Origin of the sequence: Accumulibacter sp. (genome assembly GCF_029255145.1) — a bacterium.
Lineage (GTDB): Bacteria > Pseudomonadota > Gammaproteobacteria > Burkholderiales > Rhodocyclaceae > Accumulibacter.
In genome coordinates this window covers 1-26,198 of record NZ_JAPUVQ010000146.1, presented here as the reverse complement: position 1 = coordinate 26,198, position 26,198 = coordinate 1, and the positions used below count along the sequence as shown (strand labels likewise).

Sequence of the window (26,198 nt, the reverse complement as noted above, 5' to 3'; positions counted from 1 at the left end):
GGAGGGCTGTACGGCCGTCCCGCTCTTGCGTGTCTACAGCCGTATCTACAGCCCCGATCGGCAAAGCATCCACAGCAGCCTGAACAGGAGTCTCTTGTGTCCTTGTTACCCACTCTTCCGCCGGCGCTGCTCGCACTGGCTGATGGGACGATTTTTCGCGGCCAGTCCATCGGTGCCAGTGCCAGCACCAGCGGCGAAGTCGTGTTCAACACGGCGATGACCGGCTATCAGGAGATCCTGACCGACCCCTCGTACTGCCGTCAGATCGTCACCCTCACCTACCCTCACATCGGCAATGTCGGCTGCAACGCCGAGGACTTCGAATCACGCGGCAATTACGCGGCCGGGCTGGTTATCCGTGACCTGCCGGTTCGCGCCGAGAGCTGGCGCCTGCGCGAGACGCTGCCCGAGTACCTGCAAAAACACGGCATCGTGGCCATCGCCGGCATCGACACCCGCAAGCTCACCCGCATCCTGCGCGAAAAAGGCGCCCAGGCCGGTTGCATCATGGCCGTCGACCTTGATGAGCAGCGCGCGATCGCTGAAGCTCGGGCCTTTCCCGGTCTCGCCGGCATGGACCTGGCCAAGGAGGTGAGCGCTACCGAGCCTTACCAGTGGAGCGCGGGAGAATGGACCCTCGATGGCTATCGAGCCAGCCCGGTGGCACAACTGCATGTCGTCGCCTACGATTTCGGCGTCAAGCACAATATTCTGCGCATGCTTGCCGATCGCGGTTGCCAGCTGACCGTCGTCCCGGCGCAAACGACCGCCTCGGAAGTCCTCAAATACCGACCCGACGGGGTATTCCTGTCCAACGGTCCCGGCGACCCGGAGCCGTGCGACTACGCGATTTCGGCCATCCGCGAGCTGCTTGAGAACGGCGTGCCCACCTTCGGCATTTGCCTGGGTCACCAGCTCCTGGCACTGGCCTCCGGCGCGCGGACGGTCAAAATGAAGTTCGGCCATCACGGCGCCAACCATCCGGTCAAGGATCTGCGCAGCGGCCAGGTGCTGATCAGCAGCCAGAACCATGGCTTTGCGGTCGACGCCGGAACTCTGCCGGCCAATTTGCAGCCAACGCACGTGTCGCTGTTCGATGGCTCCCTGCAAGGGGTTGCCCGCAGCGACGTTGCGGCGTTTTCCTTCCAGGGCCACCCGGAAGCCAGCCCGGGGCCACACGACATCGCCCATCTGTTCGATCACTTTGTCCGGATGATGCACGACAAGAAGGCGGAACATGCCCAAGCGCACTGACCTCACGAGCATTCTCATCATTGGTGCCGGCCCGATCGTGATCGGTCAGGCCTGCGAGTTCGACTACTCCGGAGCGCAGGCCTGCAAGGCCCTGCGCGAGGAAGGCTACCGGGTGATCCTGGTCAACTCCAACCCGGCGACGATCATGACCGACCCGGACATGGCCGACGTGACCTACATCGAGCCGATAACCTGGAGAGTCGTCGAGAAAATCATCGTCAAGGAACGTCCGGACGCACTGCTGCCGACCATGGGCGGCCAGACGGCGCTTAACTGCGCCCTCGACCTGGCCAGGCATGGCGTCCTGGAACGATATGGGGTCGAGATGATCGGCGCCACCAGGGAGGCGATCGACAAGGCCGAGGACCGGGAAAAGTTCAAGCAAGCGATGACCAGGATCGGTCTCGGCTCGGCGCGCTCGGCAATGGCGCATTCGCTGGAGGAAGCCCTGCAGGTGCAGGCGATGATCGGCTATCCGACAATCATCCGGCCATCGTTCACGATGGGCGGATCCGGAGGCGGCATCGCCTACAACCAGGAAGAGTTCGTCGACATCTGCCAGCGCGGCCTGGAGGCCAGTCCCACCAGCGAGCTGTTGATCGAGGAGTCGCTGATCGGCTGGAAGGAGTTCGAGATGGAGGTCGTTCGCGACCGGAACGACAACTGCATCATCGTCTGCGCGATCGAGAACCTCGACCCGATGGGCGTGCACACCGGCGACTCGATCACCGTGGCGCCGACCCAGACGCTGACCGACAAGGAATACCAGATCATGCGCAACGCCTCGGTAGCGGTGTTGCGAGAGATCGGCGTCGATACCGGCGGTTCGAACGTACAGTTCGCGATCTGCCCGCGCCACGGACGGATGATCGTCATCGAGATGAATCCACGTGTCTCGCGTTCGTCGGCGCTGGCCTCGAAGGCAACCGGTTTCCCGATTGCCAAGGTCGCGGCAAAGCTGGCGGTCGGCTATACGCTGGACGAACTGGCCAACGACATCACCGGCGGCAGGACACCGGCCTCGTTCGAGCCATCGATCGATTACGTGGTCACCAAGGTGCCGCGCTTCGCTTTTGAAAAATTCCCGGAAGCCGATTCGCGCCTGACCACGCAAATGAAGTCGGTTGGCGAAGTGATGGCCATCGGGCGCACCTTTCAGGAGTCGCTGCAGAAGGCCCTGCGCGGACTGGAAATCGGCGTCGACGGCTTCGACGAGTTGTGCACTGACCGTGAGGAAATCGAGATGGCGCTCAGCGAGGCGCGCCCGGAACGTATCTGGTACATCGCCGACGCCATGCGCATCGGCATGAGCCTCGACGAGATTCACCGCCTGACGGCCATCGATCCGTGGTTCCTGGCGCAAATCGAGGATCTCTACAAGAAGGCCGAGTTGATCCGCGGCAAGCCATTGCAATCGCTATCGCGTGACGAATTGTGGCATCTCAAGCGCGCCGGCTTCTCGGACAAGCGCCTGGCTACCCTGATGCAAACGACCCAGACGGCGGTTCGCGAACGTCGCCATGCCTTGCAGGTTCGTCCGGTCTACAAGCGCGTCGACACCTGTGCGGCCGAGTTTTCGACCGATACCGCTTACATGTACTCGACCTACGAGGAAGAATGCGAGGCAAATCCCAGCGACCGGAAAAAGATCATGGTCCTCGGCGGCGGCCCGAACCGGATCGGCCAGGGGATAGAGTTCGACTACTGCTGCGTGCACGCGGCGCTGGCGCTGCGTGAGGACGGTTACGAGACGATCATGGTCAACTGCAATCCGGAGACCGTGTCCACCGATTACGACACCTCCGATCGCCTGTATTTCGAGCCCCTGACGCTCGAAGACGTGCTCGAAATCGTCGCCGTCGAAAAGCCGCACGGAGTCATCGTCCAGTACGGCGGCCAGACCCCGCTAAAGCTGGCGCGCGATCTCGAAGCCAACGGCGTCCGGATCATCGGCACCAGTCCGGACATGATCGACGCCGCGGAAGACCGCGAACGATTCCAGAAGCTGCTGCAGACTTTGGGGCTCAAACAACCGGCTAACCGTACCGCACGCACCGAGCCCGAAGCCTTGCGCCTGGCCGCCGAAATCGGCTACCCGCTGGTCGTCCGTCCGTCCTACGTACTGGGTGGTCGGGCGATGGAAATCGTCCACGACCCGCGCGACCTCGAACGCTACATGCGGGAAGCGGTCAAGGTCTCGAACGACTCGCCGGTGCTGCTCGACCGTTTCCTCAACGACGCCTGCGAAGTAGACGTCGATGCCATCGCTGACGGCGAGGAAGTGCTTATCGGCGGGGTTATGGAGCATATCGAGCAAGCCGGAGTGCACTCCGGGGATTCGGCGTGTTCTCTGCCCCCGCACTCGCTGTCGTCAGCATTGCAGGACGAAATGCGCTGCCAGACCCGGTTGATGGCCAAGGGGCTGCAAGTCTGCGGCCTGATGAACGTCCAGTTCGCGATCCAGAACGACGTCGTATTCGTCCTGGAGGTCAACCCGCGCGCTTCGCGAACGGTTCCCTTCGTCTCGAAGGCCACCGGCGTGCAACTGGCAAAGGTTGCCGCGCGTTGCATGGTCGGGCAGTCGCTGGCCAGCCAGGGACACGCCAGGGAAGTGATCCCGACTTACTTCTCGGTCAAGGAAGCGGTCTTCCCGTTCGCCAAGTTCCGCGACGTGGACACCATCCTTGGCCCGGAAATGAAATCGACCGGCGAGGTGATGGGTGTCGGCGTCAGTTTCGCCGAGGCCTTCGTCAAGAGCCAGACCGCGGCCAGCGTGCGCCTGCCCAGTTCGGGACAGGTATTTGTTAGCGTCAAGGAATCGGACAAGCCGCAAGCGGTGGCCATCGCCCGCGACCTGCGCGCGGCCGGCTTCACCCTGCTGGCGACGCGCGGCACGGCGGCGGCAATCGCCGCGGCGGGGGTCGAGGTGACAGCGGTGAACAAGGTCACCGAAGGCCGCCCGCACGTGGTGGACATGATCAAGAACAACGAGATTGTCCTGATCATCAACACCGTGGACGAGAAGCGTACGGCGATCAGCGACTCGCGCTCGATCCGCACTTCCGGCCTGGCCGCGCGCGTACCCATCTACACCACCATATGGGGAGCCGAGGCGGCAACCGCAGGAATCAGGAATCGTGGCGCGCTGGTCGTCTATCCGATCCAGGAATTACACGCGCAACTGAGTTAGTTAACCCTTAGAACCGTCGCTGCGAGCCGCCTCGCGGGTAGCGGCGGTTTATCGTTGGTAGCCAAAGACATGACCAAGACCCCCTTGACCGTCAAGGGCGCTGAAAAACTCGGCGCCGAACTGCATCACCTGAAAACCGTGGAGCGTCCTCGCGCCATCGCGGCAATCGCCGAGGCACGCTCGCACGGTGACCTCTCGGAAAACGCCGAATACGATGCCGCCAAGGAAAGACAGGGCTTTGTCGAAGGTCGCATCCAGGAGGTCGAAGGCAAACTCGCCAATGCACAGATCATCGACCCGAAACTGCTCGCCGCCGACGGGCGTTGCGTCTTCGGTGCAACAATCGATCTCGACGACCAGGAATCCGGCGCCCGCGTCAGCTATCAGATCGTCGGCGAGGACGAGGCCGACATCAAGGGCGGCAAGATTTCGATCAATTCACCGATCGCTCGCGCGCTGATCGGCAAGTTTGCTGGCGACATCGCCGAGGTGCAGGCGCCCGGCGGCGTTCGCGAGTACGAAATCATCGCCGTACGCTACGAATAGCCGGCTCGATGCGACGCCTCGCCGACGCGCTGTACGACATCGCCCTGACCCTCTGGGTAGGCGGCTTGTGGGCGATTGGCTATCTGGTCGCGCCGACGCTTTTCGCCGCACTGGGCAACGACCGCCAGCTGGCGGGTGCGCTCGCCGGCCGGCTGTTCGAGTTGATCGGCTGGGTGGGCCTGGCCTGTGCGTCCTACCTGCTGCTGTTCACCTTGTTGCGCAGCGGTAGCGTCGCCATGCGCCGCTGGAATTTCTGGCTGGTCGTGGTGATGCTGCTGCTGACCGTGGTCGGCCTGTTCGGGATTCAGCCGCTACTCGCCCAGCTCAAGGCCGACGCCTTGCCGCGCGAAGTGATGGAGAGCGTCCTGCGCAACCGCTTCGCCACCTGGCATGGCGTGTCGAGCGTCCTTTACCTCGTTCAAAGCGCCCTCGGGCTACTCCTCGTGACCGTCTTCCGGCACACCGCAAGGTAGGCGGCCGCACATTGTCAGCGGTAACCGCCACGGCGGCCGAGCGTGGGCGCCGCCTGCGCGCCGATCGGCCGCCAGGTCAGCTGCCGGAGCTTCCCTGGAAGCTGCGCTTGCTGCGACGCGGCTCGCTACGTCGCGGACGGGGCTTGGCGGCGTTCGCCTGCGCATCGGTTTGCGGGCGCCAGAGCACCAGCAGCTTGCCGATATGCTGAACCGGTGCGGCGTCCAGCCGTTCGCAGAGCGTCGCGAGAAACTGTTCCCGCACCTGCCGGTCGTCGTTATAGACCCGAACCTTGATCAATTGGTGACTGAGGAGGTTGGCATTGACTTCCATGACCACGGATTCGGAAAGGCCGTTCTGGCTTATCGCGACCACCGGATGCAGGGAATGAGCACGGGCGCGCAAGGCGCGGCGCTCGTCGGCGCTGAGAGTGAGCATGCAGGATCCCCTTTTCTTGAGGAACGCATTCTAGCGGTTTTCGGCCAATGAATCGAAGCAGATCGAGCAGTGCGTGGTTGAACGAACATGTCAACGACACTTATGTGCAGCGGGCCAGAGCGGAAGGCTATCGCTCGCGTGCCTCGTACAAGTTGATGGAAATCGACGACCGGGATCGCCTGATCCGCGCCGACGAGGTGATCGTCGATCTCGGAGCGGCCCCCGGCGGCTGGTCGCAGGTCGCGGCCAAACGACTGCAGGGCAAGGGTCGCGTGATCGCCGTCGATCTCCTCGAGATGGAAGCCGTGCGTGGCGTCACCTTCCTGCAAGGCGACTTTCGCGAGCACGATGTCCTGCAGCAGTTGGAGGAATTGCTGAGCGGTGAGCGCGTGGGGCTTGTTCTTTCCGACATGGCGCCCAACCTATCGGGCATCGCGGTCCGCGACCAGGCCAGAATGATGCACCTGGCGGAACTCAGTCTGGACTTCGCGCGACACTGGCTGCAACCAGACGGCGCCTTGCTGGTCAAACTTTTTCAGGGTCACGGCTTCAGCGACTTTCTGCAGGAAATGCGCCGGGCCTTTGAAACGGTTTCCTCGCGCAAACCGGATGCTTCACGGGACCGCAGCCCGGAGGTCTACCTGCTGGGCAAGACCTTGAAGGCTTGAAGCATGGCCAGGGTCGTGTTTGCTGCAGCAGGCAGTAATCAGTTTAGAATGGTGAGTTCGTGGCACAGCAGGGCTTCCGGCGAGACCGTCGCCGGGGCAACGTGGAAGAGGTGAAGCATTGAATAACATGTTCAAGAATCTGGCGGTGTGGCTGGTTATTGGTCTGGTCCTGATGACCGTCTTCAACCAGTTCAACACGCGCCAGGTAACCCAGACGACGATGGAATACTCGCAGTTCATCGACGAAGTGGGCAAGGGAACAATCGCCAAGGTGGTGATCGAAGGCCGGGTGCTCAAGGCAACGACCACCGACGGCCGCAAGCTGACCACCTACGCGCCGCCGGACCTGTGGATGGTCTCCGATCTGCTGAAGAACGGCGTCAAGGTCGAAGCCAAGCCCGAAGAGGAACAATCCTTCCTGATGAGCATCTTCGTCAGCTGGTTCCCGATGCTGTTGCTGATCGGCGTTTGGATCTTCTTCATGCGTCAGATGCAGGGCGGTGGTCGCGGTGGTGCCTTTTCCTTCGGCAAGAGCAAGGCGCGGCTGCTCGACGAGTCGACCAATACCATCACTTTCGCCGATGTCGCCGGTTGCGACGAGGCCAAGGAAGAGGTCTCCGAGTTGGTGGACTTCCTGCGTGACCCGTCGAAGTTTCAGAAGCTCGGCGGCCGGATCCCGAAAGGCGTGCTCCTCGTCGGCAACCCCGGGACCGGCAAGACCCTGCTGGCCAAGGCGATTGCCGGCGAGGCCAAGGTCCCCTTCTTCTCGATTTCAGGCTCGGACTTCGTCGAGATGTTCGTCGGCGTCGGCGCGGCGCGCGTTCGCGACATGTTCGAGAACGCCAAGAAGCACGCGCCGTGCATCATCTTCATCGATGAACTCGATGCCGTCGGTCGTCAACGCGGCGCTGGTCTGGGCGGTGGTAACGACGAACGCGAGCAGACACTGAACCAGATGCTGGTCGAGATGGATGGCTTCGAAGGAAGCGTCGGAGTCATCGTGATTGCGGCGACCAACCGTCCGGATGTGCTCGACCCGGCGCTGATGCGTCCGGGCCGTTTTGACCGGCAGGTGGTCGTGCCGCTGCCCGACATCCGTGGTCGCGAGCAGATTCTGGTGGTCCACATGCGCAAGGTGCCGCTGTCGCCCGACGTCAAGGCGGACATCATTGCCCGCGGCACGCCGGGATTTTCCGGCGCCGATCTGGCCAATCTGGTCAACGAAGCGGCATTGTTTGCCGCCCGCGGCAACAAGCGACTGGTCGACATGGAGGACTTCGAAAAGGCCAAGGACAAGATCATGATGGGCGCCGAGCGCCGCAGCATGGTCATGAACGAGGACGAGCGGCGCAATACCGCTTACCACGAGTCCGGGCATGCGGTGGTCGCCAAGCTGATGCCGAAGTCCGACCCGGTGCACAAGGTCACCATCATCCCGCGTGGACGGGCGCTTGGCCTGACCATGCAGCTGCCCGAAGAGGATCGCTACGCTTACGACCGAATCTATCTGATGAGTCGGATTGCGGTCCTGTTCGGCGGCCGCGTCGCCGAGGAGCTGTTCATGGACCAGATGACCACCGGCGCGTCCAACGACTTCGAGCGCGCCACCCAGATGGCGCGCGACATGGTCACTCGCTACGGCATGTCGGACGCACTCGGTCCCATGGTCTATGGGGAAAACGAGGGCGAGGTCTTCCTCGGGCGCTCGGTGACCACCCACAAGAACATGTCCGAGGCGACGATGGAGAAAGTCGATCGGGAGATCCGCCGGATCATCGATGAGCAGTACTCGCTGGCGCGCAGGCTGCTGGAAGAGCATCGCGACAAGGTCGAGGCGATGGCGACCGCTTTGCTTGAGCTGGAGACCATCGATAGCGACCAGATCAACGACATCATGGACGGCAAGCCGCCACGCCCACCGAAGCAGCCGCAGGCAAAATCTGCCAGCAAACCCGACACCAACGCGCCGGATGCAGCGCCGAGCGCGCCGGCGCCGGCCTGATTGCGCTGCCGTAGCGCCAGGCGGACGCTGTCGGGAGTGCTTTCCCGGTGCCCGCCGTTGGTGCGGCCACAGCCCTGATGCTCCTCCGCTGCGGAGCCTTTGACCTCCCTCTGACGCGCCCGCTGCTGATGGGCATTGTCAACCTGACGCCCGACTCGTTCTCCGGCGACGGGCTGGCGAACGACCCGGCTCTGGCGCTGGCCCACGCTCGCAGACAGATCGACGCTGGCGCCGACCTCCTTGACATCGGCGCGGAGTCGTCACGTCCCGGCGCTGTGTCGACCCCGGAGGACGAAGAGTTGCGGCGCTTGCTGCCAGTACTCGAGGCGCTTCGCGACTGTGGCGTTCCGATCTCGGTTGACACCTGCAAACCGGCGGTGATGCGCGCGGCCCTGGCGAACGGCGCGTCGATGATCAACGACATCCAGGCGCTGCGGGTGCCGGGCGCGATGGCGGCAGTCGCCGACAGCGACTGCGCGGTCTGCCTGATGCACATGCGGGGCACACCATCGAGCATGCAGGAGAGCCCGGCGTACCAGGAGGTCGTCAGCGAGATCGCGTCCTTTCTCCGCGAGCGGGTCGCTGCGGCCAGGGCGGCCGGCATCGCGGGCGACCGCCTGGTCCTCGATCCCGGTTTTGGCTTCGGCAAGACCCTGCAGCACAATCTGGAACTGCTGCGCGATTTTGCCAGGCTGTCGTTTGACGGGCTGCCGATGCTCGCCGGCGTTTCCCGAAAAGCGATGCTCGGGGCGATCACCGGACGTCCGGTGGACCAGCGACTGGCCGCCAGCGTCGCTGCCGCCCTGCTGGCCGCGCAGCGCGGTGCGCGAATTCTGCGCGTCCACGATGTCGCCGAGACACGCGACGCGCTGGCCGTCTGGCGTGCGGTTGACGGCGACGGCCAGTGAAAAGATCGGCTGACCGTGCTCCAGTTGGCACCGTCAAGGGGGCGTTTGCGTAGAATAGCGGGGAACGGGCAGACACTGATTTATTGGGACAAACGGGGAGAGCAAGCGTGAGCAGAAAGTATTTCGGCACCGACGGCGTGCGTGGGCGTGTTGGGGAATCGCCGATCACTCCCGATTTCATCATGCGCCTGGGCCATGCGACCGGCAAGGTACTCGCCGCACGCGCCAGTGAGCGCAGCAGTTTCAAGCCCGGCGAGCGGCCGGCGGTGCTGATCGGCAAGGACACCAGGGTCTCGGGCTACATGCTGGAAGCGGCGCTCGAGGCGGGCTTCGCGGCAGCCGGGGTAGACGTCTGTCTGGTCGGGCCGATGCCTACCCCGGCCATCGCCTACCTCACCCGCGCCTTGCGCCTGCAGGCCGGGATCGTCATTTCTGCGTCGCACAACCCTTACTACGACAACGGAATCAAGTTCTTTTCGGCACGGGGTACCAAGCTCCCCGATGAGATGGAGTTCGAGATCGAGGCGATGCTCGACGAGCCGCTGACTTGCGTACCGTCGGCCGCTCTCGGCCGGGCGCGCCGGATTGACGACGCCGACGGTCGCTACATCGAGTTCTGCAAGAGCACTTTCCCGTTTGATCTCGACCTACGCGGGCTGAAGATCGTCGTCGATTGCGCAAACGGTGCAGCCTACCACATCGCCCCACATGTGTTCCATGAACTGGGCGCCGAGGTCAGCACCATCGGCACCGACCCCAACGGCCTCAACATCAACCAGGAGGTCGGCGCCACGTCGCCCGCAGCCTTGCGCGAAGCGGTCCTCGCACAAGCCGCCGACATCGGCATCGCGCTTGACGGCGACGCAGACCGGGTGATGATGGTCGACGCCGCGGGCAATCTCTACGATGGCGATCAGCTGCTGTTCGCGGTGGTCCGCAGCCGCCTGCGACAGGGCCCGATCGCGGGCGTCGTCGGGACCTTGATGACCAACCTCGCTCTCGAGCACGCGCTGGCTGCCCTCAAGGTACCGTTTGTCAGGGCACCCGTCGGTGACCGCTACGTGATGGACATGCTGCGGCAGAAAGGCTGGCTGTACGGCGGCGAAAATTCCGGTCACATCCTCTGTCTCGACCGGCATTCCACCGGTGACGGTATCGTCTCGGCCCTGCAGGTACTTTCAGCGCTGCGCGAAGCCGGGGTAGGCCTCCAGCAACTGCTTGAAGATCTGAAGCTGTACCCGCAAAAACTGATCAACGTGGCCCTCAGCAAAGGCTTTGCCTGGCAGGGCCACCCACTGATCGGAGCGGTGCTCGGCGAAGTGGAAGCCGAACTCAACGGCTGCGGTCGGGTGCTCCTGCGAGCTTCCGGGACTGAACCGCTGCTGCGCGTGATGGTCGAGGGACAGGATTCGGAAACGGTCACCCGCACCGCCGAGAAGTTGGCCGCCGCCGTACGCCAGGCAGTGTCGGCGTAAGACCGTCGAACCGCCCCAGACGGGGCACTGCCCGCCCGGGCGATCCAGCCGATCGACCCGCAGGCATCAGTCGTCCCCCTCACCTTCACCCTGGTGAACCCCGTATTCGCGGTCGAGCCTGCTCATATAGCGCGCATACCACCAGATGATCACCAGATAGATCAGCGGCGCTCCCTGGGCGCCCATATAGAATCCCAGAGGAAAACCGATGATCGTGATGCTGTCCAGGTCGCGCGCGAAAAAGCTGACGACAAAGCTGACGACAAACCAGATGGCCAGGAGCAATGCAGTCATCTTGAGGTTGCGCTGCCAATAGGCGCGATGCCTTCGCCCGAGTATCATTCCGCGCCTCCCCCGCTGCTACCGATCAGGCCAGAACCCGGCGGCAACGGCAGCCGACGCAAGCGACCACAGCCGGACTCACTAGCCGTCCAGCTCGGGGTAGCGAACACTTTCGACAAAATCCTGTGTCTCCTTGCTTGGCGCCTGCCCGAACAGGCTGACGACGATGATCGTCACGAAACCGACGGCGACGCCCCACACCCCGGCCGACGTTGACTGGATGCCAAACCACGGCTCCATGCCGATGCCCTGAATGCCAAGCCACGGGATGGCGTCAACCTGGACCCGCACCATGTAATAAATGGTCACCAGCAGGCCAAGGATCATGCCGCTGACCGCTCCCGAGGCATTGGCCCTCTTCCAGAAGACACCGAGAATCAGCGCCGGAAAGAATGCTGCACCGGCCAGCGAAAAAGCCCAGGCAACCATCGCCAGAATGGTCGCCGGTTTCTGCGACGCAACGCTAGCTGCCAGAACGGCTACAACCAGCAGCAGCGACTTCGAAACGACCAGCCGCCATTGCGTTGTCGCGTTCGGACGGAAGATCTTGTAATAGACGTCGTGTGACAAGGCACTGGCGATCGTCAGCAACAGACCGTCGGCCGTCGACAGAGCGGCGGCCAGCGCGCCGGCCGCGACCAGCCCGGAAATGACGTAGGGCAGACCGGCGATTTCGGGTGTGGCCAGCAGGATCACGTCGGGATTGAGCGCCAGTTCGACGAGTTGAAGGACTCCGTCGCCGTTGACGTCCTCGATCGAAACCAGTCCGATCTTGCCCCAGGCGCTGACCCAGACCGGCAGTTGCGCGATCGAAGAGCCGATCAGCGTGGAGTAGATCTCGTACTTGGCAAAAACGGCATACGCTGGCGCCGTCAGGTACAGCGCGAGAATGAACAGCAGCGACCAGAAGACCGAACTGCGTGCCTCGCGAACGCTCGGCGTGGTGTAGTAGCGCATCAGCACGTGCGGCAGCGCAGCGGTACCGACCATCAGGCAGAACACCAGGCTCAGGAAGTTCAGCCGAGCCGTGTCGCTTACCGCCTCACCCGCCTGACCGCCCGCCGGGTAGGGCGTCACGTGATGCTCGGGCTCGGCGCCACGCTGCATCGCCTGGCGCATCAGTTTGTCCCAGTAACTGCGGGCGCCTTCGCTGGTTGCTGGCAACTCCCGCCGTTCGCGTTCGAGGGCGACGACCTCGCGCATCTGCGGGTTGCTGGTCTTCAGCTCGTTGATCTGCTCCGCCAGGCGGAGCTTTTCTTCGTCGAGGGATTCCGGCAAGCTCCGGATTCGCTCACGGTAGCCTTCGCCGCGTTCGCGGAACATTCGACGCGCTTCGATCTCCGCGGGATCGTCGAAGATCCTTTCCTCGAGCACTTGCACCTTCTGCAGCACGTGCCCATAGGTCAGCTGCGGAACCGGAATGCCAGTGACCTGGTACGAGAGAATCGTCACCGGTACCAGGTAGGCGACAATCAGGATGGCGTACTGAGCAACCTGGGTCCACGTGACGGCACGCATGCCGCCCAGGAAGGAACAGACCAGGATGCCCGCCAGGCCGACGAAGACGCCGATCTCGAACTGCAGGCCGACGAAACGGCTGGTAATCAGGCCGACACCGTAGATCTGCGCGACCACATAAACGAACGACGCCAGGACGGTCGCGAAGACGCCGACCAGGCGCGCCGGATTGCCGCCATAGCGCGCCGCCAGGAAGTCCGGGATGGTGTATTGCCCGAACCGCCGCAAATAGGGCGCGAGCAACAGGCCGACCAGAACGTAACCACCGGTCCAGCCCATAACGTATGCCAGCCCCTGATAACCCGACAGGTAGAGAGTCCCCGCCAGGCCCATGAAGGACGCAGCGCTCATCCAGTCGGCGCCGGTGGCCATGCCATTGAAGATCGCCGGCACGCGCCTGCCGGCGACGTAGTATTCGGAAACGCTGGCCGTACGCGCCAGGACGCCGATCGTCGCGTACAGAAAGATGGTCAGGAAGAGAAAGGAATACCCGATCCACCGGGGCGGCATACCGAAGCGCTCGAGGACCGCCAACGCCAGGATGAACAGGAAAAAGGCTGCGGTATAAAAAGCGTAGTAGCGACGCAGTGGGCCAGCGGTGTAGTCAGCCATCGCCGGGCGCCCGCCTAGGCGCTCTGGTACAGGTGGCGATGTGCCTTTTCCAGCTCCAGCAGGCTGGTCGGCGTCTCGAAGCCATCGCGCGCTGCGCGGGCGATCGTCACCTGTAACAGCTTGGCCGTCACGTAGGCGTCCGAAACGGCGTTGTGGCGCTCGATGCTTTCAACATCGAAGTGTGCGAGCCAGCGGTCCATGGGTGCCTGTGCATCGCCGATCTCCCGAAACAGACTGGCCATCACCCACGCCAGATCGATCCATGGCAGACGCAACTCGACACCCAGCGATTCGGCCATCGCGCGTTCAATCCGCCTCGCGGCAAACGACGCGTGATACGCCACCAGCGGCGCCTTGCCGACAAAACCAAGAAAGGCGAGCAGTGCTTCGGCGCGCTGCTCGCCAATCGTCAGCAGCGGCGGCGCAGTCGCCTCGCTCGCCGCATGACCGTTGGCGACGTCCACCCGCAAAGCCTGCTGGAAATCGATCAGGCCATCGGCCACGGCCAGCACAGCGATCACCCCCAAAGGGTCGGTCTGCCAGTCGGCACCGGCGATTTCCACGTCGACCACCACGTAGCGGCTGCGATAGTGCGAACGACTCATGGCCGCCGCAGGCAACTGGCGCCAGGCGGCGAGCAGCTGCCGTTGGCGGGTGGTCAAGCACGCATCGGGCGTTTCGTGGCCAGCGAGAAGTCGTGAAAACCACACCATGATCAGACCTGGTAGTCGAGTTTCAGGCGTGCCTGCAGCTTGCGCGCCTGACGAAAAGCCTCTTTGAGAATCCGCCGCTCAATCTCGTTCAGCTCGTCTGGCCTGACGAGGTTGTCGCCCGACCGCCCGTGCTCCTGCTCGAAATGCTGGTGCCGCAAACGCAGGATCTGGATGAAGTTGAAACCCTCGACGCTCGCTGCCACCTCGTCGGCAGAAATGTTCATCAAGGCACTTGATCGCTTCAGACGAGCGACGGTGTTGGTCGCCTCGACCTGGTTGGCCAGCGCAAAGAGGCGGGCGGCGTCGGTAAACAGGCGCACGCCGTATTTCTTGAGGTCAATGGTTCCCGGATGCCCGGGGTCGGCACCGGTGACGAAGTCGCGGATCCTGCCCAGCGGCGGCGCGACGCTGAGCGCGTTTTGCGCCAGCATGCGCAGAAAGAGCGGATTGCCCTGCGTCTGTCGCAGCAACGACAAGCGCATTCGGTGCGCCAGGTTGAAGCGCCCGTAGAGCGGCCGGAAATCGAAAAAGATCGTGGCATTCAGCAAGGCCAGCGGGTCCGGTGTGCGAACCCACTGTGCGAACCTCTCGTCCCACTCCTCCAGCGTCAGACACAGATCCGGGTTGCTGGCCATGATGTTGCCCTTGCACAGCGGGAAACCGCACTTGTCGAGGTCCTGGTTGACGTCCCTGGCGAACTCCAGGAAGCGCAGCTGGGTCTGCTCGCGATCCATGATATCGGTGCAGATATAGACGATGCCGTTATCCTGATCGGTGGTGAAGGTCTGTTCGTCACGCCCCTCCGAGCCGAACGACAGCCACGCCCAGTCGATCCCGTAGAGGTCGTGACGGTCGAGGTTCAGTTCGATGATCCGACGGGTCACGGTGTCGTTCAGCGTCGAGATGAACTGGGTGATTTCCTGCCCGCCAACGCCCTCGGCAAGCATCGTCAGCGCCAACTGGCGAACGTCTTCGCGGGCATGCCGCAGCACCTCGATGCTGGTCGCCGAATCGATGGCGTGACGGATCTGTCGCAGGCCGGCGCCTTGCAGCTTGAACAGGTCGCGTTCGGAAACCACGCCCTTCAGCCGCCCACCCTCGTCCACCGCCAGCACGTGCCGGACCCGGTGCATGGCCATCGCCAGTGCCGCGTCGTGGGCATTGGCCGCCAGCGGCAAGGTCCGTGGCTGCGGCGACATCACCGCTTCAATCGCCTGATCCAGCGACGCGCCAGGCAGAACGATGCGTTTCAGGACGTCCGAGAGGGTAAAGATGCCAACTGGCTGCTGCCCGGCATCGACGACGACCATCGAACCGAGGTGGCGGCTGGCCATCAACTCGACCACCTGGCGGACCGGCGTTTCCGGTGCGACAGAAACGGGGTCACGCGTGATCACCCTGGCGAGCGGTGAATTCATCGTCTTCTGCTCGGCCGCCCGCTGCGCAAACTGGAGCTGCAACTGCTGTTGCGACTGCCGGAGCAGCCCGGCGATGTACTGCGTACAGAAGAGGTTGAAAACCGTGCTCTTCTGGGTAAGGCTGAAGAAATCCTCGGCCGGGAGCTCGTAGCAGAAGACTTCGTCGCGCGCAATGTACGCACTCGAGCTTTCCCGCTGCGCCATCAGCGCGCCGATCGAGAAGCAGCTGCCGGGACCGAGCGTGATCGATGCGGATTCGGCGCTGCTGCTGCCGCCGCTTCTCCTGACCCGCACCTGACCGCGCTGCACGATGTGGAGCGTCCGCGCGACACCCATTTCGCTGGCCAGAATCAGCGCCCCTTTCGGGTAATGGGCAAGCTTGACGCGCTCGGCGAGAAAACGCAGCGACTCCGCTTCCATTTGATCAAACGGAGCGTAGGCCTGGAGCAACTGGATGCACGCCGAGACCAGCCGTTCAGTGGCGCTGTTGCTCATCCCTGCTCCTCGACCACCGCAATTGAACAGGCCGGCACGCGGCGTGCCGGCCTGCAAGGCGCTTCCTGGCATGCGGCCCGACGCCTCCGTGAAACGCAGGCCGCATGACAACCGCCGGGTCAGCCCTTGAGCTGCTCGAGAATGGCCGGGTTCTCGAGCGTCGAGACATCCTGCACGACATCCTCGCCCTTGGCCAGCGAGCGCAACAGGCGGCGCATGATCTTGCCCGAACGCGTCTTCGGCAGATTCTCACCGAAGCGCAGGTCCTTCGGCTTGGCGATCGGGCCGATCTCGCGTCCGACATGATCCTGCAACTCCTTGATCATTTTCTTCGCCGCGTCGCCGGTCGGGCGCGCACCCTTGAGCACGACAAAGGCGCAGATCGCTTCGCCGGTCAGGTCGTCCGGCCGGCCAACCACCGCCGCTTCGGCGACCATCGGGTGCGAAACCAGCGCGGACTCGATTTCCATGGTTCCCATGCGGTGACCGGAAACGTTCAGCACGTCGTCGATCCGACCGGTAATCGTGAAATAGCCGGTGTTCACATCGCGGATCGAGCCGTCGCCGGCGAGATAAAGCTTGCCATTGAAGTCATCCGGGTAGTACGACTTCTTGAAGCGCTCGGGGTCGCCCCAGATGTTGCGGATCATTGCCGGCCACGGCCGCTTGACGACCAGCAGGCCACCCTTGCCCCAATCGAGCTCGGTGCCCGTTTCGTCGACGACGGCGGCCTGGATGCCGGGGAAGGGCAAGGTGCATGAACCCGGCACCATAGGCGTGACGCCCGGCAGCGGAGTGATCATGTGGCCGCCCGTTTCGGTCTGCCAGAAGGTGTCGACGATCGGACAGCGGCCGCCACCGACGCTGTCGTAGTACCACTGCCAGGCGGCAGGGTTGATCGGCTCGCCCACCATACCCAGCAAGCGCAGCGACGACAGGTCGTACTGGGTTGGCGCGACCGCCGGATTGACGTCGGCCGCCTTGACCAGCGAGCGGATTGCCGTCGGCGCGGTGTAGAACACACTGACCTTGTGGTCCTGGATCATCTTCCAGAAACGCCCTGCATCCGGATAGGTCGGGATGCCTTCAAAGACCATTTCGGTGGCGCCACAGGCCAGCGGCCCGTAAGTGATATAGGTGTGGCCGGTCACCCAGCCGATGTCGGCAGTACACCAGAAGAGGTCGTCCGGCTTGATGTCGAAGGTCCACTTCATGGTGATGATGGCGTGCAACAGGTAGCCGCCGGTCGAGTGCTGGACGCCCTTCGGCTTGCCGGTCGACCCCGAGGTATACAGCAGGAACAGCGGGTGCTCGGCGCCGACCCATTCCGGCTCGCAGACGTCGGACTGGCCGGCGACGACATCGTGCCACCAGACGTCGCGTCCGGTGACCATGTTGCACGCACCGCCGGTACGCTGAAAGACGATCACGTTCTTGATCGACTCGCAGCCGCCCAGCGCGAGGCCCTCGTCGACCGCCGGCTTGAGCGGAATCTTCTTGCCGCCGCGGCATTGCTCGTCGGCCGTGATCACCGCCACGGCGCCGGCGTCGTTGATCCGGTCGCGAACCGACTGCGCCGAGAAGCCGCCGAAGACCACCGAGTGGATGGCGCCGATGCGCGCGCAGGCCTGCATCGCGACAATGCCCTCGACGCCCATCGACATGTAGATCACCACCCGGTCGCCCTTGCCGATGCCGCGTGCGCGCAGGCCGTTGGCAAACTGGCTGACGCGCGTCAGCAACTCCTGGTAGGTAACCCGCTTGACTTCACCGTCGTCGGCTTCGAAGACGATCGCCACCTTGTCACCCAGACCGGCTTCGATATTGCGGTCCAGGCAGTTGTAAGAGGCGTTCAGCGTACCATCGGCAAACCACTTGAAGAACGGCGCGGCGGACTCGTCAAGTACCTGCGTGAAGGGGGTTTTCCAGGAGACGTGCTCGCGGGCCAGGCGGGCCCAGAATCCGGTGTAATCTTTTGCTGCCTCGTCACACAGCGCCCGGTACGCGTCCATGCCGGAAATGGTCGCCTTCTCGACAAACTCGGCTGAGGGCTGGAAAAAAGTTACGGCTTCGTTCTGTGACATGTCCCATCTCCTGTGCAGTATTGATAGAGGATTCAAGAAGGCGATGCAGCAAAGTGCAAGAGAACCCGGTATTGGTGACCCCCCGCGCGGCGGAAGGCAGATAGTACCCCGCCACGTACCCCGCGACGAGTTCCCGCTGTCAGGACAACAGCGCACGATCAAACGCCGCCAATCTTACACACCACTTGCTTACACCCCACTTACGCGAGGACCGCTCTGCGCGCTCCGAGTCGGCGTTTCATTGGTGCTAGAATCTTGCCTCCCAAACCTCTCAAGCCGAAAAAGAAATGGCCTCACTGCAACCGACCGTTGAAAAACTCGAAATGTTCATCTTCTGGAGCCGCTGGCTGCAGGCGCCGCTTTATCTCGGGCTGGTGATCGCCCAGGGGGTCTACGTCTACCTGTTCATGGTCGAGTTGTCGCACCTCATCCACAACCTGTTCTTCAGCGGCACGCGGATCAACGAAACCGAGGTGATGCTGGTCGTTCTCGGCCTGATCGACGTGGTGATGATCGCCAACCTGCTGATCATGGTGATCATCGGCGGCTACGAAACCTTTGTCTCCAGACTCAATCTCGAAGGCCACCCCGACCAGCCGGAGTGGCTCTCGCACGTCAATGCCGGCGTACTCAAGATCAAGCTGTCGACGGCAATCATCGGCATTTCGTCGATCCACCTGCTGAAAACCTTCATCAATGCCGAGAACATGAACGAGCACACGATCAAGTGGCAGGTCATCATCCACGCGGTTTTCCTGCTGTCGGCGCTGGCCATGGTGTGGGTCGACCGGATCATGACCCAGACCCTGGCGATCAGCAAAGCCCAACACCTCGCGCGGCACTGAACCGCCCCCCGCCGCGGATAGCCCCCCGTCCCCAAGAACAGGAGAGAGCCTGAAATGACCGCTATCAAACAGGAAGACTTCATCCAGAGCGTCGCCGACGCCTTCCAATACATCAGCTACTATCACCCGCTCGACTACATCAAGGCCCTTGGCGCGGCTTACGAGCGCGAACAGAGCCCGGCGGCCAGGGATGCCATCGCCCAGATCCTGACCAACAGCCGCATGTGCGCCGAGGGTCACCGGCCGATCTGCCAGGACACCGGGATCGCGGTGATTTTCCTCAAGGTCGGCATGGACGTCCAATGGGACGCCACCCTGTCGGTCCAGGAGATGTGTGACGAGGGCGTGCGCCGGGCCTACAACGACCCGGACAACAAACTGCGCGCGTCGGTCCTCCTCGACCCGGCCGGGGCACGCAAGAACTCGCGCGACAACACGCCGGCGGTGGTGCATTACGAGATCGTTCCCGGTCACCACCTGGAAGTGATTTGTGCCGCCAAGGGTGGCGGCTCGGAGAACAAGTCCAAGTTCTACGCGCTCAACCCCTCCGACTCGATCGTCGACTGGGTGCTCAAGACCGTGCCGACGATGGGCGCTGGCTGGTGCCCGCCGGGGATTCTCGGCATCGGCATCGGCGGCACGCCCGAAAAAGCGATGCTGCTGGCCAAGGAATCGCTGATGGCGCCGGTCGACATCCACGAGCTGATTGCCCGCGGCCCGGCGAATCGTGTCGAGGAACTGCGTCTCGAACTGTACGAAAAGGTCAACGCGCTGGGAATCGGTGCGCAGGGACTCGGTGGGCTGACCACCGTCCTCGACGTCAAGATCCTCGACTACCCGACGCACGCCGCCAGCCTGCCGGTGGCGATGATCCCGAACTGCGCGGCGACCCGGCACGCGCACTTCCACCTCGACGGCTCGGGACCTGCGACGCTGACCCCGCCGGACCTGAACGAGTGGCCGAAGGTCAACTGGACGCCGAACACCGAGACCTCGACGCGGGTCGACCTCGACACGCTGACGCCGGCCGAAGTCGCCAGCTGGAAGCCGGGCCAGACGCTGCTGCTCAACGGCAAGATGCTGACCGGACGCGACGCGGCCCACAAGCGCATTCAGGACATGCTGGCCAAGGGCGAGCCGCTGCCGGTCGATTTCACCAATCGCGTGATCTACTACGTCGGCCCGGTGGACCCGGTTCGCGACGAAGTCGTCGGCCCCGCGGGTCCGACCACCGCCACCCGCATGGACAAGTTCACCGAGATGATGCTCGCCCAGACCGGCCTGATCTCGATGGTCGGCAAGGCCGAACGTGGCCCGGCGGCGATCGAGGCGATCAGGAAGCACAAGTCGGCGTACCTGATGGCAGTCGGCGGTGCCGCCTACCTGGTCGCCAAGGGAATACGGACCGCCAGGGTCGCCGGTTTTGCCGACCTCGGGATGGAGGCGATCTACGAATTCGAGGTCAAGGACATGCCGGTCACCGTCGCCGTCGATTCGACCGGCACCTCGGTGCACAACACCGGACCGAAGGAATGGCAGGCCAGGATCGGCAAGATCCCGGTCGCCGTCGCCTGAGCACCAGGCTGACCGGAACCAGCGGCCGGCCGCGCGCCGGCCTGTTGCTGGCAGGAGAAGTCGAATGGCCATCGAGCGTTACGGTACGACCCAGCGTTACTCGGACGTTTGCGCCTGCAACGGCACCATTTATCTCGTCGAACGACCGCAAACACTTGACGCCAACATCGCCACCCAGACCCACGAAGTCCTCGCCGGGGTCGAGAAGCTGCTGGCCCAGGCCGGCAGTGACAAGACGCGCCTGCTGATGGTGACCATCTACCTGCGCCAGATCGACGACGCGGTCGCGGTCAATCGAATCTGGGACCGGTGGGTTCCGCAAGGCAGCGCCCCGGTCCGGGTCTGCGTCGAAGGAAAACTGCGCCATCGCGAAGCCTTGCTTGAAGTCGCGGTCATTGCGGCCCGCTGACGGCCTGCCAAGCGATCTGGCGCCAAACCCGGCAGCGGCCGTGGCAGAAGCTGGCCGGGCGGCTGACGGCAGCACCTGGCAAGCCCTTCCCGAGCCGCCGCCGGCACCGATGATCGGCATTTTCGACAGCGGCCTGGGCGGCCTCTCGGTGCTGGCGGCAATCGCCCGGGCGCTACCACAGGCCGACCTGCTTTACTTCGCCGACAGCGCGCACGTGCCCTACGGCGACCGGGACGACAGTTTCATCCGCCAGCGCGTGCTGGCGATCGGCAAACACCTTGCCGACCAGGGCTGCGGACTGATCGTTGTCGCCTGCAATACGGCGACAGCAGCCGCTGTCGCCGCTTTTCGCGCGCTGTATCCCGATCTGCCGGTAGTCGGTGTCGAGCCCGGGATCAAACCGGCCGCCGCCGCCTCGAACAGCGGCCGGATCGCCGTCCTGGCGACCGCTTCGACCGCCCGCAGCCAGCGTCTGGCAGCGCTGATCGCGCAGCACGCCGGCGCCGTGCAGGTGGCCGTCGAAGCATGCCCCGGCTGGGCGACGCGGGTCGAAACGCTGCACCTCGACGACCCCGCTTTCGCCGACGAGGCGCGCCGACATCTGGCCCCGCTGCTTGCCGCCGGCGCCGACCAGATCGTTCTTGGCTGTACCCACTACGCCTTTCTTCGCCCGGTCCTGGAGCCGATCGTCGCCAACCGGGCAATCCTGGTCGACGTCGCGGAAGCGGTCGCCCGCCAGTGTGTTCGGCTGGCCGGGGCCGCGGCACTCGGCAACGGCCGGCTGGTACTGCTCGCCACCGCGCACCCGGAACGACTGCAGGCCGCCCTGCCCGCGCTCGGCCTGAGCTGGCTGAGCAGCCGCCTGACCGGCGCCGCGCGCCTGGCACTGGCCTGAGCATGCGCCGGCCAGCCACCCCGCCGCCCGCGGTGGCGATCATCGGCGGTGGCCCGGCCGGACTGATGGCGGCCGAAATCCTCAGCAGCGGCGGCGTCGGCGTCGACCTTTACGACGCCATGCCGTCGGTCGGCAGGAAGCTGCTGCTCGCCGGCAAGGGCGGACTGAACATCACCCACTCCGAGCCAGCCGACCAGTTCATGACCCGCTACGGCGCGCGGCAAGGGCAGATCGCGCCGCTGCTCGATGTTTTCGGCCCGACCGCTCTGCGCGAGTGGGTGCACGGCCTGGGCGTGGACACCTTCGTCGGCAGTTCCGGCCGCGTCTTCCCCACCGAAATGAAGGCCGCGCCGCTGCTGCGGGCCTGGCTGCAGCGACTGCGGGCGAGCGGCGTCCGCTTCCACATGCGCCACCGCTGGTGCGGCTGGGCGCCGCGGCCGAATGCCAGCGACGCCAGGGACGGCCTTGCCGGGCTGCGCTTTGCGACGCCGCACGGCGAGCGGCAACGGCAGGCGGCGGCGCTGGTGCTGGCCCTCGGCGGCGGCAGCTGGGCCCGGCTCGGTTCCGACGGACGCTGGTTCGCGCTGCTCGAGCAGGCCGGCATGGCGCTGGCGCCGCTGCGCCCCGCGAACTGCGGTTTTGACGTCGCCTGGAGCCCGCACCTTCGCCAGCGCTTTGCCGGCCAGCCGATCAAGTCGGTGGTCGCGTCGTTTGTCGATCCGGCCGGCGTCAGACAGCTGCGGCGCGGCGAACTGATGCTCACCGCCAGCGGCGTCGAAGGCGGCCTGATCTACGCGCTGTCCGCCGCCTTGCGTGACGCCATCGAGACCGCCGGCTCGGCAACGCTGTACCTTGATCTGCTGCCCGATCACGACCCGGCCCGCGTGCTCGCCGAGGTGGCCAGGCCGCGTGCCGCGCGCTCGCTGTCCAGCCACCTGCAAAGCCGCCTGGGACTCAAGGGAGCGAAAGTCGCGCTGCTGCGCGAATGCACGGCGGCAGCCGACCTCCTCGACCCGGTGCGCCTGGCGACGGCGATCAAGTCCCTGCCGCTGGCTCTGATCGCCACCCGCCCGCTGGACGAGGCGATCAGCACCGCCGGTGGCGTGCGCTTCGAAGCGCTTGACGAACGGCTGATGCTGCGCGACCTGCCCGGAGTCTTCTGCGCCGGCGAAATGCTCGACTGGGAAGCGCCGACCGGCGGTTACCTGCTCACGGCCTGCCTGGCCAGCGGCCACGCCGCCGGCCGCAGCGTGCTGGCCTGGCTGAGCGATTCGTCCCGACCAACCGCGGCCACCACCGAACCTGACCACCCCGATGACCACCACCCATAATCTTCCCCGCGCCAGCGCCTGCGAATACGCGGCGTGGATTCTGGCCGTACTGGCGATGCTGACGATCATCAAGGTGCGGCTGTTGCCGGCGCTGATCGCCGGGCTGCTGGTCTACCAGTTGGTGCATATTCTGGCGCCGCTCTTTGCCCGACACCTGTCGAGCAGCCGCGCCAGGGAGATCGCCGTCGGCTTGCTGGCGCTGCTGGTGTCCGGTGTCGTGACCGCGGCGGTATTCGCGACGATGGCCTTCATGGGCAGCGAGCATGGCAGTTTCGCGGCCCTGCTGGCGAAAATGGCCGAGATCGTCGAAAGCTCGCGCGAGACCATGCCGGACTGGCTCGCCGAGGTTCTGCCGAGGGGCAGCGAAGCCATCCGCGAGCGCGCGAGTCACTGGCTGCGCGAGCATTCGACCGATCTGCAATTGATCGGCAAGGAAACCACCCACCTGCTGGTGCACCTGCTGATCGGCATGATCGTCGGCGCGATGGCCTCGCTGCGCGAGGCCAGGGATTCGGAAAGCCTGGGGCCATTGGCGCGCGCGCTGGCCGAAAGGGTCTTCCGCCTCGGCGAGGCGTTCCGCCGGGTCGTCTTCGCGCAGGTCCGCATATCGGCGCTGAATACCTTGTTCACGGCGCTATACCTGGTCGTCGTGCTGCCGCTGGCGGGCGTGCACCTGCCGCTCACCAAGACCATGATCGTCGTCACTTTCATCGCCGGTCTGCTGCCGGTGGTCGGCAACCTGATCTCGAATACGGTGATTTTCATCGTCAGCCTGGCGCACTCGCCCGGCGTCGCGATCTCATCGCTGGCGTTCCTGGTGCTGATCCACAAGCTCGAATACTTCCTCAACGCGCGCATCGTCGGCAGCCAGATCAGGGCCAAGGCCTGGGAGCTGCTGACCGCGATGCTGATCATGGAGAGCACCTTCGGCCTCGCCGGACTGGTCGCCGCGCCAATCTGCTACGCCTGGCTGAAGGACGAACTCGCCAGTCGGCGCCTGATCTGAAGCCGACGACGCCGGATGGCAGGTCGGCGCACCGACGCACGGGGTGGCGAAGAGCGGCGCTGGCGGAGGCGCGGACCAGGCGCCTCAAATCGACCAGCTAGCGCCCGTCGGGCACCACCGACTCGCTCGGACGAGACCCCGGAGCGCCTGGCGATGCGCGCAGCGCCTTGCTTGCCGCCCGATGCACCAGTCGGGTCAAGGCGTCCAGCGCCGCCGAAGCAATCCGCCAGCGATGCCAGAACAGCGGAACGTCCAGCCAGTGCTGCGGAGCCAACTCGACGAGTTGCCCGGTTTTCAGGTGCCCTTCCGCCAGTTGTTCCGGGATCATTCCCCACGCCATGCCGCGCAACACGGCTTCGCCAAAGGATCGGGTGGTGGGCAGGTAGTGCGTCGGCGGCCTTATGGCGGCATCCGTGAGCCGGCCCAGAAAAACCTGCTGCAGGGCATCCTTCTTGTTGAACATCAACATCGGGGCGGCGTTCAGCGACTCGGCATTGACGCCGGCCAGGAAGTGCCGCTCGACGTAGGACGGCGAGGCCAGGGCCAGATAGCGCATCACGCCGAGCGGTTCGACGCGGCAGCCCTGAATGGGCTTGGCACTGGCACTGACCCCGGCCATCACGGTGCCTTCGCGCAACAGCACCACCGAGTGATCCTGATCCTCGACCCGCAGGTCAAGCGTAGTGGCCGCACTGGCGCCCAGAGCGTCGAACACCTCAAGGAACCAGCTATCCAGCGAATCGGCGTTGATCACCATCGGGATGCGCACGGTGGATGTGGCGCCGCCATCGACGACGCCCAGCGCCGAGAAAACCTCCGCTTCCAGCAGCGAAAGCTCTTCGGCGTAGCGTAGCAGAGGACGGCCGGCGGCAGTCACCTGGCAGGGTGTGGAGCGCTGGATCAGAACCTGCCCCATGCGCTCCTCCAGCAACCTGATCCGCTGACTGATCGCCGATGGAGTCACGTTCAACTTCCGCGCGGCCAATTCAAAACTGCCTTCGCGTATGGCTTCGGCGAAGGCAGCCAGTTGAGCGTTGTCGACTCGCATGAGTTAGCAAATCTAATGAGCAGTTAAGAAGTTTAACTGTATTCACGTGGCGGCGCATCATAAGCTGGCCGCCTTGCCAACTTCACCTGCAAATCATGCCAGCTGACCTGATTGCCGGCTTCCTTTCCAGCGCGGTGCTCATCGTCGCCATCGGTGCGCAGAATTCCTACGTGCTCCGCCAGGGCGTTCGGCGCGAACACATCCTGCCACTTGTGCTGGTCTGCGCAAGCGCCGACGCCCTGCTGATCGTGGCCGGCGTTGCCGGGCTGGGTGCGGCGATTCAAGCCCAGCCAGGATTTCTCGACCTCGCCCGCTACGGCGGTGCGGCGTTCCTGCTCCTTTACGGACTGGCCTCGGCGCGGCGTGCCCTGGCGCCCGAACAACTCATCCTTGACGCCGGAACCAGGCTGCCGCTTGGCGTCGCCCTGGCGACCTGTCTCGGCTTCACCTTTCTGAATCCGCATGTATATCTGGATACCGTGATCCTTCTCGGCTCGCTGGCCAGCCAAAGGCAGGAAGGAAAATGGATCTTTGCCGCGGGAGCTGCAGGCGCGAGCTTTGTCTGGTTCTTTGCCCTCGGCTACGGGGCTCGATTTCTGGCCCCTCTGTTCGCGAAGCCCTTCTCGTGGCGCGTCCTCGACTCGCTGATCAGCATCACGATGTTCGGGCTCGGCGGCATGTTGATACTGGACTAGCTGCCATGGCGCGCTCGTGTCCATCCGGCGAGGCTGGGCGAGGCTGGATGAGTTCGCCAGCGGAATCGATCAGTCACGACGACCAGGCGGGTCCGCTCTTGTGAGCAATTGCGAGCATGTCAACACCGATTGAAAACTGACACAGTTTTACCTTTGCCACCGATTCAAAACTGATATACCCCCAATGCTGCTTGATGGCGGTGGTTGGGCCACCGGGAGGGCGGGCCGTAGGCCCAACCGGAAGGAGGCCCAACCACCGC

At 64.3% G+C, this 26,198-nt stretch carries 22 protein-coding genes; 15 read left to right on the top strand and 7 right to left on the bottom strand.

What is annotated here, in order from left to right; all coding sequences use genetic code 11:
* The first annotated feature begins 96 nt into the window (after positions 1–96).
* The 4 genes from carA (at position 97) to Q1L50_RS18630 (ending at position 5,463) form a co-directional block, all read left to right on the top strand.
* Entirely contained in the window at positions 97–1,254 is a 1,158-nt protein-coding gene (carA, locus tag Q1L50_RS18645; protein WP_300341689.1) for a glutamine-hydrolyzing carbamoyl-phosphate synthase small subunit, read from the top strand.
* On the top strand, positions 1,238–4,444 hold the full coding sequence (gene carB, locus Q1L50_RS18640; protein WP_300341688.1) for a carbamoyl-phosphate synthase large subunit: 3,207 nt from the start codon (positions 1,238–1,240) through the stop codon (positions 4,442–4,444). Before carA ends, carB begins: the two co-directional genes overlap by 17 nt.
* 69 nt (positions 4,445–4,513) lie before the next feature.
* Complete coding sequence (gene greA, locus Q1L50_RS18635) at positions 4,514–4,990, top strand: transcription elongation factor GreA (RefSeq protein WP_300341686.1); 477 nt, start codon at positions 4,514–4,516, stop codon at positions 4,988–4,990.
* 8 nt (positions 4,991–4,998) lie between these two features.
* Positions 4,999–5,463, top strand: coding sequence for a DUF4149 domain-containing protein (locus tag Q1L50_RS18630; RefSeq protein ID WP_300341684.1), 465 nt, complete (start codon positions 4,999–5,001; stop codon positions 5,461–5,463).
* A 76-nt stretch (positions 5,464–5,539) separates the two neighbouring features.
* On the opposite strand, the gene Q1L50_RS18625 is transcribed toward Q1L50_RS18630, so the two are convergent.
* Positions 5,540–5,899, bottom strand: coding sequence for a YhbY family RNA-binding protein (locus tag Q1L50_RS18625; RefSeq protein WP_300341683.1), 360 nt, complete (start codon positions 5,897–5,899; stop codon positions 5,540–5,542).
* A gap of 47 nt (positions 5,900–5,946) precedes the next feature.
* Between Q1L50_RS18625 and Q1L50_RS18620 the strand changes: the two genes are divergently transcribed.
* The 4 genes from Q1L50_RS18620 (at position 5,947) to glmM (ending at position 10,952) form a co-directional block, all read left to right on the top strand.
* Complete coding sequence (locus tag Q1L50_RS18620) at positions 5,947–6,567, top strand: RlmE family RNA methyltransferase (protein ID WP_300341681.1); 621 nt, start codon at positions 5,947–5,949, stop codon at positions 6,565–6,567.
* A gap of 118 nt (positions 6,568–6,685) precedes the next feature.
* A complete protein-coding gene (gene ftsH, locus Q1L50_RS18615; protein ID WP_300341679.1) occupies positions 6,686–8,569 on the top strand; it encodes an ATP-dependent zinc metalloprotease FtsH in 1,884 nt (627 codons plus the stop codon).
* 74 nt (positions 8,570–8,643) lie between these two features.
* Positions 8,644–9,477 carry a dihydropteroate synthase gene (gene folP / locus Q1L50_RS18610; protein WP_300341731.1) on the top strand — a complete coding sequence of 278 codons (834 nt, stop codon included), beginning with the start codon at positions 8,644–8,646 and terminating at the stop codon, positions 9,475–9,477.
* A 107-nt stretch (positions 9,478–9,584) separates the two neighbouring features.
* Entirely contained in the window at positions 9,585–10,952 is a 1,368-nt protein-coding gene (gene glmM / locus Q1L50_RS18605) for a phosphoglucosamine mutase (protein ID WP_300341677.1), read from the top strand.
* Between the two features lie 66 nt (positions 10,953–11,018).
* On the opposite strand, the gene Q1L50_RS18600 is transcribed toward glmM, so the two are convergent.
* The 5 genes from Q1L50_RS18600 to acs all read right to left on the bottom strand — a co-directional run bounded on the left by Q1L50_RS18600 (position 11,019) and on the right by acs (position 18,134).
* The gene (locus Q1L50_RS18600; protein ID WP_300341675.1) at positions 11,019–11,294 is read right to left on the bottom strand and encodes a DUF4212 domain-containing protein; all 276 of its coding nucleotides are present in this window, start codon (positions 11,292–11,294) and stop codon (positions 11,019–11,021) included.
* An 81-nt stretch (positions 11,295–11,375) separates the two neighbouring features.
* Positions 11,376–13,424, bottom strand: a complete 2,049-nt coding sequence (locus Q1L50_RS18595; protein ID WP_300341673.1) for a sodium:solute symporter family protein — start codon at positions 13,422–13,424, stop codon at positions 11,376–11,378.
* Between the two features lie 14 nt (positions 13,425–13,438).
* Entirely contained in the window at positions 13,439–14,086 is a 648-nt protein-coding gene (locus Q1L50_RS18590) for a 3'-5' exonuclease (protein WP_300341671.1), read from the bottom strand.
* 53 nt (positions 14,087–14,139) lie between these two features.
* On the bottom strand, positions 14,140–16,050 hold the full coding sequence (locus Q1L50_RS18585; protein ID WP_300341669.1) for a DUF294 nucleotidyltransferase-like domain-containing protein: 1,911 nt from the start codon (positions 16,048–16,050) through the stop codon (positions 14,140–14,142).
* A gap of 119 nt (positions 16,051–16,169) precedes the next feature.
* Positions 16,170–18,134: an acetate--CoA ligase gene (gene acs, locus Q1L50_RS18580; protein ID WP_300341667.1), complete on the bottom strand. Its 1,965-nt coding sequence runs from the start codon at positions 18,132–18,134 to the stop codon at positions 16,170–16,172.
* Between the two features lie 287 nt (positions 18,135–18,421).
* Between acs and Q1L50_RS18575 the strand changes: the two genes are divergently transcribed.
* The 6 genes from Q1L50_RS18575 (at position 18,422) to Q1L50_RS18550 (ending at position 24,195) form a co-directional block, all read left to right on the top strand.
* A complete protein-coding gene (locus Q1L50_RS18575) occupies positions 18,422–18,979 on the top strand; it encodes a TIGR00645 family protein (protein ID WP_300341665.1) in 558 nt (185 codons plus the stop codon).
* Between the two features lie 54 nt (positions 18,980–19,033).
* Positions 19,034–20,554 carry a fumarate hydratase gene (locus Q1L50_RS18570; protein WP_300341664.1) on the top strand — a complete coding sequence of 507 codons (1,521 nt, stop codon included), beginning with the start codon at positions 19,034–19,036 and terminating at the stop codon, positions 20,552–20,554.
* Positions 20,555–20,618: 64 nt separating this feature from the next.
* A complete protein-coding gene (locus Q1L50_RS18565; protein WP_300341662.1) occupies positions 20,619–20,963 on the top strand; it encodes a RidA family protein in 345 nt (114 codons plus the stop codon).
* Between the two features lie 40 nt (positions 20,964–21,003).
* The gene (gene murI, locus Q1L50_RS18560) at positions 21,004–21,858 is read left to right on the top strand and encodes a glutamate racemase (RefSeq protein ID WP_300341660.1); all 855 of its coding nucleotides are present in this window, start codon (positions 21,004–21,006) and stop codon (positions 21,856–21,858) included.
* 2 nt (positions 21,859–21,860) lie between these two features.
* Positions 21,861–23,189 (top strand): TIGR03862 family flavoprotein, encoded by a 1,329-nt coding sequence (locus Q1L50_RS18555; RefSeq protein ID WP_300341659.1) that lies wholly within the window; start codon positions 21,861–21,863, stop codon positions 23,187–23,189.
* Entirely contained in the window at positions 23,173–24,195 is a 1,023-nt protein-coding gene (locus Q1L50_RS18550) for an AI-2E family transporter (protein WP_300341657.1), read from the top strand. Before Q1L50_RS18555 ends, Q1L50_RS18550 begins: the two co-directional genes overlap by 17 nt.
* 97 nt (positions 24,196–24,292) lie before the next feature.
* Here the strand turns inward: Q1L50_RS18550 and Q1L50_RS18545 are convergent, their stop codons facing one another.
* Positions 24,293–25,243 (bottom strand): LysR family transcriptional regulator ArgP, encoded by a 951-nt coding sequence (locus tag Q1L50_RS18545; protein ID WP_300341655.1) that lies wholly within the window; start codon positions 25,241–25,243, stop codon positions 24,293–24,295.
* A 95-nt stretch (positions 25,244–25,338) separates the two neighbouring features.
* On the opposite strand from Q1L50_RS18545, the gene Q1L50_RS18540 reads away from it, so the two are divergent.
* On the top strand, positions 25,339–25,938 hold the full coding sequence (locus Q1L50_RS18540; RefSeq protein WP_300341653.1) for a LysE/ArgO family amino acid transporter: 600 nt from the start codon (positions 25,339–25,341) through the stop codon (positions 25,936–25,938).
* Positions 25,939–26,198 lie beyond the last annotated feature (260 nt).